Genomic DNA, 12,852 nt, shown 5'->3' with positions numbered 1-12,852 from the left:
CGGATGGTTCGACGCCATGCGGTGTTGCAGGGCCGGCCGGGAACCCCCGGCCGGGTCGGATTCGGTTCTCTGCATCTCAATGACCGGGTCGGTTTCGTTGAGGCAAGTGAACGTGACCACTCGGAGCGCGCATGTCCACCCCACCCCGAAGGGCTCGCTGGCTGATCCCCGTCGCCCTGCTCATCGCCTGGCTCGCGATCGGTGGGGGGCTCGGCCCCTATGCGGGGAAACTGGGTGAGGTCGCCACCAATGACCAGGCCGCCTTCCTGCCCCGGAGTGCGGAGTCGACCCAGGTCATCACGGCGCAGCGCGCGTTCCAGCAGCAGGAGACGGTGCCCGTCATCGTCGTGTGGACCGCTGACGACGGTGGCCCGCTGGACAGCTCCCAGCGCACTGCGGCCACCGGAGCGCTGGCCTCCGTCGCGGGTGATCGGGGTGTGGAGGGGCGGCCATCTCCCGCGCTCGCCGCACAGGACGGGCAGGCCCTCCAGGGAATCGTGCAGCTCAGCCCCGATCTGGGGGATGAACTGGCGGGCACGCTCGACCGTGTGCGCGAGGCCGCCGACGGCGTGCCCGGTACCACGGTGCAGTTGGCGGGACCGGCCGCAGCGCAGGCGGACCTGTCCGATGCGTTCGCCGGGATCGACGGTCTGCTCCTGGGAGTCGCCCTCGCGGCCGTACTGGTGATCCTGTTGCTGGTGTACCGCAGTGTGTTGTTGCCGCTGGTGATCATCCTGGGATCGGTGTTCGCACTGGGCCTGGCGTGCGCCGTGGTGTACTTCCTCGCCGACCGCGGCGTGGTGCGGGTGGACGGCCAGGTCCAGGGCATCCTGTCGATCCTGGTGATCGGGGCCGCAACCGACTACGCCCTGTTGCTCACCGCGCGCTACCGCGAGGAACTCGCGCACACCGCCGATCGGTTCCTCGCCGTCCGGGCCGCGCTGCGACGGTCCACGGGTGCGATCGTCGCCAGTGCGGCCACGGTCGCCCTGGGGCTGCTGGCGCTGCTGCTGAGCGATCTGACGAACAATCGGGCGCTCGGGCCGGTCGGCGCCATCGGCATCGTCTGTTCGGTGCTGAGCGCCCTGACCTTCCTCCCGGCGGTACTGGTGCTGCTCGGTCGGGCGGCGTACTGGCCGGCCAAACCTCCCTCGGACCAGTCGCCGTCGAACGCTTCCGGGGTGTGGACACGGGTGGCCGGTCTGGTCGACCGTGCCCCTCGCAGGGTGTGGTCCCTGGCTCTGGTGGGTCTGCTGGCCTGTGCCGCCTTCGCACCCACCCTCACCTCGAAGGGCGTCCCGCTGGACGAGATCTTCGTCAAGGACGCACCGTCCGTCTCCGCTCAGAGCACGCTCGCCCGGCACTTCCCGGGAGGATCGGGCAATCCGGCCATCGTCATCGCCGACGCGGATCGGGCGGCGCAGGTGACGGAGGCGGCCCGTCGTACCCAGGGGGTGGCCTCCGTGGCGGCGGTGACGGAGTCGGGGCGTCCGGGTGGCGGCCCGCCGCTCGTCGTCGACGGTCGGGTGCGCATCGACGTCACGCTCCAGGACGCGGCGGACAGTGATGCGGCGAAGGACACGGTGGCCCGGTTGCGCACCTCGCTGCACGCCGTGCCCGAAGCGGCGGCGATCGTGGGCGGCTACACCGCCCAGCAGTACGACACCCAGGTCACCGCGGAACGGGATCGCATGGTCATCGTCCCCGTCGTCCTGGTCATCATCCTCATCATCCTCATGGGACTGCTGCGCTCGTTGGTGATGCCGGTACTGCTGGTGGCGACGGTGGCTCTGAACTTCCTCGCCACCCTCGGAGTCTCGGCCCTGGTCTTCGAGCATGTGTGGGGCTTCGCCGGAACCGACTCGTCCGTCCCGCTCTACGGCTTTGTGTTCCTGGTGGCGCTCGGGGTGGACTACAACATCTTCCTGATGTCCCGGGTACGGGAGGAGTCCCTGCGGCACGGGGTGCGCGAAGGCGTCCTCAAGGGGCTCGTCGCCACCGGCGGAGTGATCACCTCCGCGGGCGTGGTCCTGGCGGCGACGTTCGCCGCGCTCGGGGTGATCCCGCTCGCCTTCCTCGTCCAGATCGCCTTCATCGTGGCCTTCGGGGTGTTGCTCGACACCCTGGTGGTGCGCTCGCTCCTCGTCCCCGCGCTGGTGCGGGACATCGGCCCCGCGTCCTGGTGGCCGGGGGTGTTGAGCCGGCGTCCTGGCGGGCGGGACGCCTGACGCCCGCGCGGTGCAACACGCCCCGGCAGCAGCCGGCCTCGACCGGTGCCTCCCCCTTGGGGTCTCGCCGGGGCTCGCCCGCCCCCGGCAGCACCCGACCTGATCCGAAGGGTGCTCAGCGCGGACCGCCCACGCTGATGCCCGGCCCTTCCGGCCGGTCGTCCCGGTCGTGCGGCTTCAGCTCTATGGCGATCCGGTGGGTCCTCTCACGCGACACCGAGGCCCCCGCCTCAGCGGTCAGCACACCGATGCGCAGACCACCCCTGCCGTTGCCCTCCTGCCGGATCTGTACCGCGAATTCGACGTCCACGCGCTCCACCAGGAAGCGGAGCCTGCTGTGCTCGGCATTACGCTGCGCCGCTTCCAACTCCTCCCGGATACGGCCGATCACATCGGCCAGTCCAGCGGTCTCGTCGCCTTCGTGCCCGCCCCGTACACCACTTGCGCTCATCGCGGCCCTCTCGTGACACTACGGGGGCGGATCGCCACCCATCGTGGTTATTGTTGCGGAGTATGAGGGAGCCCGAGGGAACTTCCGATACTGCGGTACGCGACGGCTGTTGGCGGGTTCGACTGTCCCAGGGCCAGACCCGCGGGGCAGCGCCCCTGGGAGCGGGAGTGCTTCTGCCCGGCGGTCTGGTGCTGACCTGCGCCCATGTCGTACTCCAGCCGCGTCGTACCCTGCGGGACGGTTCGAACGACACCCAGCCGCCCCAGCCGCTGGAACACGTGTACGCCGAGTTTCCCGCCGCCGGCCCGGCCGTGCCCCATCCGCTGCGAGCCGAGGTGTTGACCGAGCACCTTCGACCGCCCACCTCGCGCCACAGTGCGGACCTCGCCCTGCTGCGATTGGTCGAGGAGCCGACGGTGAGGCCGGCGGTCCTCCACCGCCAGATACCGGCGCGCAATGAACTGGTCCACACGGTCGGCTATCCGCAGGACCTCCCGGGCGGGGAGGACATCAACGCCCGGCTCATGGGTCGCGGCGGCCCGGGGCTCTATCCCGAATGGGTACAACTCGACCCGGAATCGGCGCCCTACGTCGTACGGCACGGCTTCAGCGGTAGCGGCGTGGTGCACAGCCGCACCGGTGGGGTCATCGGCATCCTGGTGCACCAGCACGGCACCGAACGGGTACCCGTCGCCCTGAGCCACGCCTATATGATCCCGACCGAGACGATCCTGCGGCACCTGCCGTCCGACGAACTCGATCTGCTGGTGTCGGGGCCGCGCGCCGTGTCCCACACCATCCCGCTCGCACTCACCCCACGGGCCCCGGAGCGCGCGCTCGGCCTCCGGCACACCATGACCCAATGGCTCGGCGAAGGCAGTTCTGCGGCCGGTACCGGCAGTGGTACCGGGAGGGGCTCAGCACCGTCGCAACGAACCCCCGTCGGTCCCGGCATCGGTCCGACAGGCTCCGGCGAATCGAGCCGGAACCCGCCAGGCGTCCTGGAACCCGTGGAGTTGGCCTTCGCCGCAGACAACGACCTCGACGCCCTCTCCGTCATCCACTCCACACTCATCCTGGCCGACCGTGAACGCAGCCCCCGCGCATGGCCCGGTACGGGAGCAAGGGAGCCGCTGGCCGGCTCCATCGACCTCGCGCTGGACGCGACGGGCTGGACGGCAGGCAAGCTCATCGCCCGCACGGCTGCTCGGGCCGGGCTCGACACCCCGACCGGACAGACCGCACCGACCGCAGATCCGGCCCGACTGCTGGAACGCATCGCCGCCGACGGCCCACCGCTCTCGGCGGCCTTCCTCTCCGTCGACCGGGCCGAGCCGACCGGGGAAGCGGTGCTGCCGCTGCTCCACGCACTGCTCAAGCCCGGACACAGCCGACTGCTGCTGATCTTTCGCGACCCCCGCTCCCCCCTGCTGGAGCGAGTCGCCGATGAACTCCTCGACCCCCGTTGGGCGGAGCGCCGAGCGGCTGCCGTCGCCGTACGGCTGGGCCTGCTCGCCGAACTGGAGCACAGGGACCGCAGGCTGGCGGAGGCCAGGACCGGGCAGCGTCCCCGCCCGGACAGCGAACCTGCGTCGCTGCGACTCGCCGCGCAGTTGGCGCAGTTGCGGCGCGACGGAGCCCTGCACAACAGCGCAGCACTCTGCCATGACCTGTTCCGGCTGCGCACCGCGGTGGAAGACGCCGTGCAAGCCCTGGACCTGCCGCGTGAATCGCGCGGATACCTGGTGCTCCCGCCGGGTGACGGGCTCACCGATCTCCCGCACATCACCGTGGGAGATCCGGATGACTTCGTCGAACCCGACCCCGACATCGAGTCCGAGAGCGCTGGTGGCGCAGTGCTCCTGCGGGGGCAGGAACTCCACCAGCAGTACCGGGTCGTCGGCCGACTCGGGCAGGGCAGCTACGGCCAGGTCTACCTCGCCCGCGATCAGATGCTGGAGGAACGGGCGGTCGCCCTGAAGGGGGTGCGCGATCCGGATGATCCGAGTGCCATGAAGACCGCGCTGATGGAACGGCTTCGGCTCGTCAGCCTCAACCACCCCTCCATCATCAAGGTCTTCAACTATGCCAAACACCCCAGCCATCCGGCGAGCACTGCCAAGTTCATCGTGATGGAGTTCGCCGACGGTGCTCCGCTGCACTGGGTCGCCGACCAGATCGCGCAGCGGATCGAGCCCTTCCACGACTACCGGGTGCATGAGTTCATCGCGGCCTACGGGCTGCGCATCCTGGATGCGCTCACCTATCTGCACGTCGAGCGGAAGTTCGTCTACGGGGACCTCTCCCTCAGCAATGTGATCCACTGCGGGGACGGCATCAAACTGATCGACGTCGCCGGGGTGCGTGCCATCGGCGCACCGGGCCCCGTGACCTATCCGGCTCCCGAACTGCACGCATCGACCCGCATGACCGTTCCGGCCGATCTCTACGCCGTCGGCGCGGTCCTCCAAACGCTTCTCGACCAGGCACCCGAAGATCCGTCCGGCCTGGGCACGACCTCGCTGCGGAGGGTGCTGACCCGGGCCACAGCCGCGCTGCCCGAGGAGCGTTTCGCATCCGCGGAGGAGATGTCCGTACAACTGCGCGGAGTTCTGCGGGAGTTGCGTTCCCTTCGGCTCGGTGAAGAGACCTTCGAGCCGTCGCCGCTGTTCGCCGCGGCACCCGCAGCGCTCGACGGCGAACTCGGCAAGGCGCCACCGCTCGACCAGTGGCGGCACGGCGGCAACACCAAACGGCGCCTGACCGCCCGGCCGCCCCGCCCTGCGGACGTGGCCCTGGGGCTCCCGCTGCCCAAACCGGACGGCGCCGACGAGAACTGGACCGAACTCCAACGCACCTCCTACGACGATCCGGCGGGACTGCTCCAACTCAGCAGCGCCTGGGACGAGTCACCGGAACGAGCGCTGCTGCGCTGTCGCCTCCATCTGGAGATCGCCCGCGACCATCCCGGCGAGGCCCTCGCCGAACGCGACGCCGCCCAGTGGGAACTGACCAGGGCCAAGGCCGCCATCGGCGCGCTCGGCGCGTACGACTGGCGGTTGCCCTGGCACCGCGGGCTGCTCCATCTCTCCCGTGCCGAGGTGGAATCGGCGTTGGAGTGCTTCGATCGGGTCTACGCCGCGATCCCCGGCGAGTACGCGCCCAAGCTCGCGCTCGGCTACTGCCATGAGTTCCTCGGCCGTCCCAAGGAGGCCATTGCGTTCTACGGGGCGGTGTGGCACCGGAATCGAGCGCTCGGCGGTGCCGCCTTCGGTCTCGCGCGCATCCACCTCGCCAACGGCAGACCGCAACTCGCCCTCAACTGCCTCGGCGCGGTACCCGCCGATTCACGCCACCGCACCGCCGCCCGAACCGCCATGGTGCGCATCCTCGCCGACCCGCCCGCCGACGGCTCCCCGCCCACCGTGGCCGCCGCCCGAAGGGCCTGGGTGGCGCTACACCGGCTCACCCTCAAAGAGGGGCTCACCGACCGGCACGCCCAGGCACGGCTGCGCGCCGACCTACAGGAACTCCTGCTCCAACTGGTCATCGGCGCCCAGCCCGAGCCTGCGCCACCGACGGACGACGGGGCAGGGCAGGACCCGGAGTACGAATCGCCACTCGCCGCACTCCATCGGCAGCTCGCGCGACTGCCGGAGACCATCCCCGCCCCCCTGTCGGAACGCGAGCTGAGGGAGGAGTTGGCGACCTGCTACCTCGGGCTGTCCGAGGAAGTGCCGCTCGCTCCGCGGCCCGAGAACCGGGAGCTGGCCGAAGCCCTGGTGGACAACGCGTACCGCACCCGCCCCTTCGGTTTGAGCCACCGCCGCGGCGAACCACGGCATGAGCTGTTCCGCAGCTGGTTGCCGTCCCGGAAGTCCCGACAGAACCGACAGGGTGGGCAGCCATGACCGACCGCCGATCCCGCGCTCCGGACACACCCCACCCCGTCCGACAGATCCCCGGACGCCTGCTGCACCGCCTGGTGCGACCTGCCGCCTGGCATGCGGCGGGGCGCATGCTGTGGCGTTGGGCGTCGGGCCGTACGCCCGGGGACGACCGCAAGCCGACCGCCCAGTTCCTGCTGGGCAGGATGCTGCTGTTACCCACCGTGTCCCTCACGGTCCTGACCCTCGCGGCGACCGCGTACTTCCATCTCCACGGCCGTACCGAACAGTTGCGCGACCGCCACTCCCCCGCCCTGGTCGAACTGACCCACGCCCGGGTTTCGCTGACGCTCGCGCAGTACGAGGCCGGGCGCCGTCTGGGCTCGCGCGATGGCGCCCCGCTCCCGCAGACCGATCTCGTCGGGCTCGGCGAGCGCTATCCCTCGTTGCTGACCGAGGCGTCCCAAAGCCTGAACAACGCGGCCCAGACACGGGCTCTGAGCAGGGCCCAGGAGCAGGAGATCCGAGTGGTGTCGGGGCTGGTCGTCGCCTATGACGACTGGATCAACTGGGCGAACAGCCACCACGACAACGACGGACTGCGCCGTGCCGGCCTGGAGTACGCATCGGGACTTCTGGGCGACGGCAGGGGCCGGGCCGCTTCCACCGCCGTGCTGGATCGCATTCGGACTCTGGAGCACGAGCTTCGCACCGACACCGCCGACCTGTCGGGGTGGGGCCCGCTGTCCGCGACCACCGCATCGGCCGCCGTGCTGGTCTCGTTGCTCTTCCTGTTCCTCGTCGTGGGCACGCTCGACTTCATCCGCGGGCAGTTGCGCGTGCGGAGCCCCTTGCTGACGGTCCACACGGTCCCGGTCGTCCTGGCGCTGGTGATGGTGGCATTCGGCATCGCCGGTCAGCACCGTGCGCAGCACCATGTGCGCGACATGGCCGAGCGGCTCGGACGGATCGCGGTTCCGCACGGGGCGAACACCGGGATCAAGGACGAGATCAAGAACGAGATCGGAACCGACGCCAGGATCGAGGGTGAGGCCGAGCGTCTCTCGGCCGACCTGGGGAACGCCCATCCGCAGGAATGGACGCTGATCGTCTCCGTGGGCCTCGCCCTGGGCGCTGCGGGTGCACTCGCCTGCGGGTTCACACTCTTCCACTACGGCCGCAGACACTTGGCGATCCACTGGAGGACGTTGTGAAGAGGTCCCGCCCGCTGTTGCGTTCCGCTCTGGTCTGCGCCCTACTGGCCGTTTCCACGCTCGCCTCCGCCAGTTGCTCGACCGACGAACAACGGACCCTGGTGGTCCTCGGGCCATGGACCGACGGCGAGGAGAAGCCGTTCGAAGCGACGCTGGCGAAGATCAGCAAGCGCACCGGGACGCGGTACGTGTACGAGGGCACCCGCTCCCTGCGGGAGACACTGGTCGCCCAACTCCGCACCGACTCACCGCCCGATGTGGCGATCCTCAACGGTCAGGGCGAGTTGGCCGAGTACGCCCGCGAAGGTGACGCCAAACCGCTGCCGGAGAGGCTGGCAGGGGCCGCGATCGCCCCATGGGCGCCCAGGATCACACTCCTCGATGAGAACGGGGAGCAGCGGCAGCACGCCTACGGGGTGCCGGTGCGGGTGGACCTCAAGAGCATCGTGTGGAGTCGTCCGGGTGAAGCGGCCGCGAAGCCCCGATGGTGTCTGGGCATGGCATCGGGCGCCACCTCGGGGTGGCCGGGTACGGACTGGATCGAGGATCTGCTCCTGCAACTCCACGGCCCCCAGGTGTACGAGCGCTGGGCGGTCGGGGAGATCGCCTGGAACGACCCACGGGTGAAGGACGCATGGAAGGCGTGGCGCAAGCTCCTCGTGGCGGGCGGCCCCGGAGCGGGGGCAGCGGCGGTCTCTACGCCCTTCGATGATCTGGGTGATGGCGGGTACGGGCTGTTGAACCGCGGTGACTGCACCCATGAACACCAGGGTTCCTTCATCCGCCGCCACTACGGCGACGATGTGCTCCCGGCCGCCACCTCCGATGTCGTACCGGGGTTGCCGAGGGGCGGCCCGCGAGTCTTCGAGGTGTCGGGCGACATGGCGGCGGTGTTCACCTCCAGTGGCGCGGCGTGGGAGTTGATGGCGCAGCTGATCGACCGCAGGACCCGCAACGACTGGGCGACGGCGGCCAAACCGGCGGAGCGCCCGTTGTTTCCCGATGGCGGTACGGGGCCGAAGCCGGTGACGGCGGGTACGTCGGCGGTGTTGAAGCTCTTCGCGGGGGCGGACGAGATCTGCTTCGATGCCTCCGACGCCATGCCCTCCACGCTGCGCGGTGCCTTCCAACGGGCCGTGCTGGAGTTTCTCCAGACGCCGGAGGACGACGCCCTGCTCAATGGTCTGCTGGGCCAGTTGGAAGCGGAGCGGACCTTGCAGGCGGAGGCGGGGGCTTTCGCCCTGGACCAGCTGTGCGGCCGGCCGCGGAACTGACGCTGCGTCAGCGCCCGGGCGCCCGGACGGCGGCGATCCTGCCCTGCCCCTGCCCGAGGGTGTTCAGCGATCAGCTCAGCTCTGCCGGAGCCCGGTGAGTTCGGCATCGATGGCGCCGCGCATCAGCTCGCGTGCACGGGCGATCGTGATGCCGTCGCTGAGCCATCGCATGCTGAGTCCCTCCAGCAGGGCGGTGAGTCTTTCGGCGGCGGCGGAGAGCGACGAGGCAGTTGCCTCCGGTCGGGCCCGGCCCAACAGGACGGCGACCTCCTGTACCCATACGAGGGTGGCCTTGGCGAGGTCCTCGCGCAGCACCTCGTCGAAAACGGCGCTCGCCCTCAGCTCGCCCCAGGCAGAGCTGTTCTCCCGAACCTCCGCGGTGTCCTGTAGCTCCAACAGGAGGGAGTCCGCCAACTCCTCCTGCGCAGTCAGCGGCGGGTCGTCCGGATCACGGTCGTTCGTGTAGCGCTCGGCACGGTCGCTGATGAATTCGAGGGTCTGGCGCAGGACGCCCGTACGGTCCTTGAAGTGGTAGTAGATCAGGGCGGTGGAGACACCGGCTTCGGCCGCGAGTTCCTCCACGCGCAGCCCTCGGACACCGCGCCGAGCGATCACCCGGGCGGCGGCTTCGAGGATCTGAGTGCTGCGAGACGCCATGGTCCGCACCTTACCCGGGCGCCACCGAGCAGGCGTATGCAGCCTGTCACCGGATGTGCGGGCCCATGACCTGCACGGACCGCATGGTGGGCAGAAACCGCTGCTCTGCACTCAACGCTCTTGGGGACACCCGATCGACGAGGCGCGCAAGGCCGGCCCTACCGGCCTCTTCGGCCAGTTCCGAGTTTGACTGAATTTTCAGTCAGTGTCACAGTGGCGACATCGGGCCATTGCGCTTTTCATCCTGAATTGCTGCCTTTCGCGGCTTTGGGCGCGCACCCTTGTCCCAGGGGCTCGCGCCGCCGCCCGGGCCGGATCTGCTCGTTCCGCCCCAGTCCCACGATCGGAGTCCCATTGTGAAGCCCTCCCCCACCCGTCGGAGTGCCCTGGGTGCCCTCGCCGGGCTCGGCGCCGTCGTCTTTGCCGCAGCCGCCTGCGGCCCCTCCGGGGAAGGGGGACGGTCCAGCGGCCCCGTCGACTCACCGCAGCAGGCTGCGACGGGCCCGGGGCGGCGGCTCGGCGCCGAGTGGGAGAGCCACACCCGCACCTTCATGTCCTGGCCGGCGCTGTCCTCGGTGTGGGAGGAGGACCTGCCCTACGTACGGAAGGACATCGCGAGGATCGCCCGAGCCGTCGGCGAGTATGAGGCGGTCGTCATGATGGCCCGGCCCGCCCAGGTGAGCGCGGCCCAGCGGGCCTGCGGCTCTCAGGTCGAGGTCATTCCGCTCGCGGTGGACGACCTCTGGGCCCGCGACACCGTCCCCGTCTTCGTGGAGGAGGGCGGCAAGGTCGTCGGGGTGGACTTCAACTTCAACGGCTGGGGCGAGAAGCAGGAACACGCGAACGACGCATTGGTCGCCCGTACGCTGCTCCAGAAGTACCGGATCCCACGGGTGCAGGCACCGCTCATCTCGGAAGGCGGCTCCTTCGAGCCCGACGGCGAGGGCACCCTGCTGATCACCGAGAGTTCGATCGTCAACGACAACCGGAACCGGGGCAAGAGCCGGGACACAATCGAAGCGGAGCTCAAGCAGACGCTGGGCGTCGAGAAGGTGATCTGGCTCGCGGGTGTGCGCGGACAGGACATCACGGACGCCCATGTGGACAGCCTCGTGCGCTTCACGGCACCCGGCGTGGTCCTGCTGGACCGAGCGCACCCGAGCACCCCGCCGGACTCCTGGTCGCGCTCCGCCGACCAGGCGAAGTCCGTCCTGTCACGGGCGACGGACGCCCGCGGCCGGCGCTTCGAGGTCATCGATCTGCCCCAGCCGGATCTGAACAGGATCACCGGCGAGGGCGACGATTTCGTCTCGACGTACGCCAACTTCTACATCGCCAACGACGCCGTCTTCATGCCCAGGTTCGGCGACCGCAAGGCGGATGACCGCGCCCGCGGCATCCTCCGGGAGCACTTCCCCGAGCGGGACGTCGTGCCGATCGAGATCGACACGATCGCCTCGGGCGGCGGTGGCATCCACTGCGCCACCCACGACCAGCCCGGCAAGCCCGCCGCGTGACGGCCTCCCTCACGCTCCGCCGATGACCGTGCCCCGGCACCGCTGACCCGGTACGCAGCAATGCAGAGGTCGCCCCGAAGCGCCGGCGCTTCGGGGCGACCTCCACTGAGCGTCGAAAGGGCTGCTCCATCCCTTTCGGACGGACCGTTCGCGAGACTCAGCCGGCGACTCGGGCCATCCACGCCTCGATGTCGTCCGCCGACCGGGGCAGCCCCGCCGACAGGTTGTCGTGGCCGTCCTCGGTGACGACGAGGTCGTCCTCGATCCGGACGCCGATGCCGCGCCACTCCTCGGGCACGGTGAGGTCGTCCGGCTGGAAGTAGAGGCCGGGCTCCACCGTGAGCACCATGCCGGGCTCCAGGACGCCGTCGACGTACTCCTCGTTCCGGGCCTGCGCACAGTCGTGGACGTCCAGACCGAGCATATGACCGGTGCCGGCCATGGTGAAGCGACGCTGGAGACCGAGTTCGTATGCGCGCTCGGCCGGGCCCTCGATGAAGCCCCACTCGACGAGTGTGGCCGCCAGGTGGCGCTGGGACGCTTCGTGGAAGTCGCGGTACGCGACGCCCGGCTTGACCGCGGCCATGCCGGCTTCCTGGGCCTCGTACACCGCGTCGTAGACCTTGCGCTGGAGGGGCGTGAAGGTTCCGCTGATCGGAAGGGTGCGCGTGACGTCGGCCGTGTAGAGGGTGCGGGTCTCCACTCCGGCGTCGAGCAGGAGCAGATCGCCCGGACGCACGGGGCCGTCGTTGTCCGTCCAGTGCATGATCGTGGCGTGGTCACCGGCGGCGCAGATCGAGCCGTAGCCGACGGAGTTGCCCTCCAGACGCGCTCGGCGGAAGAAGGTGCCCTCGATCCACCGCTCGGACGATGCGATCGCCACGGAGAGCTCACCCATCACATCGGTGAATCCGCGCACGGTGGAGTCCACGGCCTTGCGGAGCTCCGCGATCTCCCAGTCGTCCTTGACGAGACGGAGATCGCTGAGCGCCTCTTCCAGTTCCTCGTCGCGCTCCTCGTCCGTGGTGACGGCAGCTTCCAGAATCGGATCGATGCCACGGACGATCCGGGTCGGCACGGCGGAGTCGGCGGCGAGGTCGTCGGCCGCCGCGCGGACGTCGCGACAGGGCAGTCCGAGCACGAGCCCCGACTCGGCGAGCGAGCGCCGTCGGCCCATCCAGAGCTCCGCCGTGACGCCGGTCCAGAACTCGTTGTCGTCCCTGCCGTCCCGGGGGAGTTGGTAGCAGTAGGCGTCATGGCCACCGTCCGTGCGGGGTTCGAGCACGAGGGCGCAGTCCCGGGCCTGGTCTCCGGTCATGTGCACATAGCCCGTGTACGGCCGGAAGGGGTAGCTGTCGTCGTTCGAGCGGACCTTCAGATTGCCCGAGGGGATCACGAGGCGTTCGCCGGGGAAACGCGCGGAGAGCGCGGCACGGCGGTGGGCCGCGTACGGGGCCTGCTCGTCGAGTTGCAGATCGTGCCGCTCGGTGTCCGCCCACCCCGTCCGCATCAGCGCGGACAGTTCCTCGGAGATCTCCGAGTAGAGACCGTTCTTTCGGCCCTTCGCCATGTCGTACACCTTCCCCTGGGTTGGTTCGTCGCCGGCGAGGGACCGTGGGAGCCC

Annotated in this window: 8 protein-coding genes; 5 read left to right on the top strand and 3 right to left on the bottom strand. The window is 69.8% G+C overall.

Going from position 1 to position 12,852, the window contains the following annotated elements; all coding sequences use genetic code 11:
- Positions 1–131: 131 nt before the first annotated feature.
- Positions 132–2,228: an MMPL family transporter gene (locus OID54_RS32920; protein WP_329025569.1), complete on the top strand. Its 2,097-nt coding sequence runs from the start codon at positions 132–134 to the stop codon at positions 2,226–2,228.
- A 115-nt stretch (positions 2,229–2,343) separates the two neighbouring features.
- Here OID54_RS32920 and OID54_RS32915 read toward each other — a convergent pair whose 3' ends face one another.
- Positions 2,344–2,679, bottom strand: coding sequence for a trypco2 family protein (locus OID54_RS32915; protein ID WP_329025568.1), 336 nt, complete (start codon positions 2,677–2,679; stop codon positions 2,344–2,346).
- 62 nt (positions 2,680–2,741) lie between these two features.
- Here OID54_RS32915 and OID54_RS32910 point away from each other — a divergent pair, with 62 nt between their 5' ends.
- From OID54_RS32910 to OID54_RS32900, 3 genes are read left to right on the top strand one after another with little or no spacing between them, the layout of a single operon-like run.
- Positions 2,742–6,590, top strand: coding sequence for a tetratricopeptide repeat protein (locus OID54_RS32910; protein ID WP_329025566.1), 3,849 nt, complete (start codon positions 2,742–2,744; stop codon positions 6,588–6,590).
- A complete protein-coding gene (locus tag OID54_RS32905; RefSeq protein WP_329025564.1) occupies positions 6,587–7,780 on the top strand; it encodes a hypothetical protein in 1,194 nt (397 codons plus the stop codon). The genes OID54_RS32910 and OID54_RS32905 overlap by 4 nt, the downstream gene beginning before the upstream one ends.
- Entirely contained in the window at positions 7,777–9,054 is a 1,278-nt protein-coding gene (locus tag OID54_RS32900; protein ID WP_329025561.1) for an extracellular solute-binding protein, read from the top strand. Before OID54_RS32905 ends, OID54_RS32900 begins: the two co-directional genes overlap by 4 nt.
- A gap of 75 nt (positions 9,055–9,129) precedes the next feature.
- Here OID54_RS32900 and OID54_RS32895 read toward each other — a convergent pair whose 3' ends face one another.
- A complete protein-coding gene (locus tag OID54_RS32895; RefSeq protein ID WP_329025559.1) occupies positions 9,130–9,711 on the bottom strand; it encodes a TetR/AcrR family transcriptional regulator in 582 nt (193 codons plus the stop codon).
- Between the two features lie 356 nt (positions 9,712–10,067).
- On the opposite strand from OID54_RS32895, the gene OID54_RS32890 reads away from it, so the two are divergent.
- Positions 10,068–11,228, top strand: a complete 1,161-nt coding sequence (locus tag OID54_RS32890) for an agmatine deiminase family protein (protein WP_443055717.1) — start codon at positions 10,068–10,070, stop codon at positions 11,226–11,228.
- Positions 11,229–11,385: 157 nt separating this feature from the next.
- On the opposite strand, the gene OID54_RS32885 is transcribed toward OID54_RS32890, so the two are convergent.
- Positions 11,386–12,798 (bottom strand): aminopeptidase P family protein, encoded by a 1,413-nt coding sequence (locus OID54_RS32885; protein WP_329025557.1) that lies wholly within the window; start codon positions 12,796–12,798, stop codon positions 11,386–11,388.
- Between the last annotated feature and the right edge of the window lie 54 nt (positions 12,799–12,852).

It is taken from the genome of Streptomyces sp. NBC_00690 (genome assembly GCF_036226685.1).
GTDB lineage: Bacteria > Actinomycetota > Actinomycetes > Streptomycetales > Streptomycetaceae > Streptomyces.
Note: the sequence above shows the minus strand (reverse complement) of the source record. Positions and strands in the feature narration are given on the sequence as shown.

Bases quoted from the DNA above. Each gene is read 5' to 3' on its own strand.
- OID54_RS32920 (WP_329025569.1), top strand. From the start codon at position 132: ATGTCCACCCCACCCCGAAGGGCTCGCTGGCTGATCCCCGTCGCCCTG.
- OID54_RS32915 (WP_329025568.1), bottom strand. From the start codon at position 2,679: ATGAGCGCAAGTGGTGTACGGGGCGGGCACGAAGGCGACGAGACCGCT.
- OID54_RS32910 (WP_329025566.1), top strand. From the start codon at position 2,742: ATGAGGGAGCCCGAGGGAACTTCCGATACTGCGGTACGCGACGGCTGT.
- OID54_RS32905 (WP_329025564.1), top strand. From the start codon at position 6,587: ATGACCGACCGCCGATCCCGCGCTCCGGACACACCCCACCCCGTCCGA.
- OID54_RS32895 (WP_329025559.1), bottom strand. From the start codon at position 9,711: ATGGCGTCTCGCAGCACTCAGATCCTCGAAGCCGCCGCCCGGGTGATC.
- OID54_RS32885 (WP_329025557.1), bottom strand. From the start codon at position 12,798: ATGGCGAAGGGCCGAAAGAACGGTCTCTACTCGGAGATCTCCGAGGAA.